The sequence below is a fragment of the Vibrio sp. 1180_3 genome, assembly GCF_029478545.1.
In the GTDB taxonomy this organism is placed as follows: Bacteria; Pseudomonadota; Gammaproteobacteria; order Enterobacterales; family Vibrionaceae; genus Vibrio; species Vibrio aestuarianus.
Genome location: NZ_SJFM01000132.1, coordinates 1 through 1,028, shown reverse-complemented (window position 1 = coordinate 1,028; position 1,028 = coordinate 1). Strand labels below are relative to the sequence as shown.

1 pseudogene is annotated in these 1,028 nt (G+C 39.0%); it reads left to right on the top strand.

The annotated features are described in order from the left end of the window. Positions 1-136: 136 nt before the first annotated feature. Positions 137-871, top strand: a pseudogene (locus tag EYW48_RS21220) (glycosyl hydrolase family 18 protein); the annotation flags it as partial. Positions 872-1,028 lie beyond the last annotated feature (157 nt).

Genomic DNA, 1,028 nt, shown 5'->3' with positions numbered 1-1,028 from the left:
TCACGCTCAATGTCGTGCATCTGTTCGAGTTGCAGTTTCTGTTGAGGAGTCAGTGTGATTTTCATGGTTTGTAGCATGATCCTGATTCTATTGAAAATCAAGCATCTTCAATGATCACGGGTATAGCTGCTTTTCAATACCAGCATTTGCTAGTAATCAGGCAGGACAAGAAATCGTCAACCCCGTAGGAAATATCCTAGAGGGTTATTGGCATAACTGGTGTAATACCAATGGCGGCGATGGCTATCAAAATGGGTCATCAGCTTGTATTCAATTACAAGAGATTAACCCAGATTATAATGTTGTTATGGTCTCCTTTATGAAAGCATCTGGAGAAGAGCGAATACCAACTTTTATTTTAGATACTTCCTTCGGAATGACTGAACAAGATTTAATTGATCAAATTAGCACATTGAATGCTCAAGGCCGATCGGTACTACTCTCATTAGGAGGAGCTGATTCACATATTGAGCTTCAAAATGGCGATGAAAACGCTTTTGCTAATGAAATAATTCGACTAGTTGACTACTATGGTTTCGACGGGTTGGATATTGACCTAGAACAGAATGCTATCAAGGCGGCTAATAATGAATACGTGATTACCGAAGCACTAAAAGTAGTGAAGCTGCACTATCAGGAACAAGGTGAAAACTTCCTCATTGCTATGGCTCCAGAATTTCCAAACTTACGAGTTAATGCCGCAAATACTTATAAAGAATACATAGAAAAACTTGATGGCTATTATGATTGGATAAGCCCTCAGTTTTATAATCAAGCTGGTGACGGTGTAAATGGTGATTACAGCGGTGGAGGATGCAATGGATGGATTCCACAAAATAGCGATAACTGTAAAAGTGAATTTATATACTGGAGTACATATAACATCTCAAAGGGCATAGATAGAAGTGGTCCCCAATTTTCGGACATGACTTTAAGTGGTCGATCTGTTTTGATAGTACCCAACAATACAGGGACAGATTATGACTAGAAAACGTAGAAATCACTCTCCTGAGTTTAAAGCTAAGGTG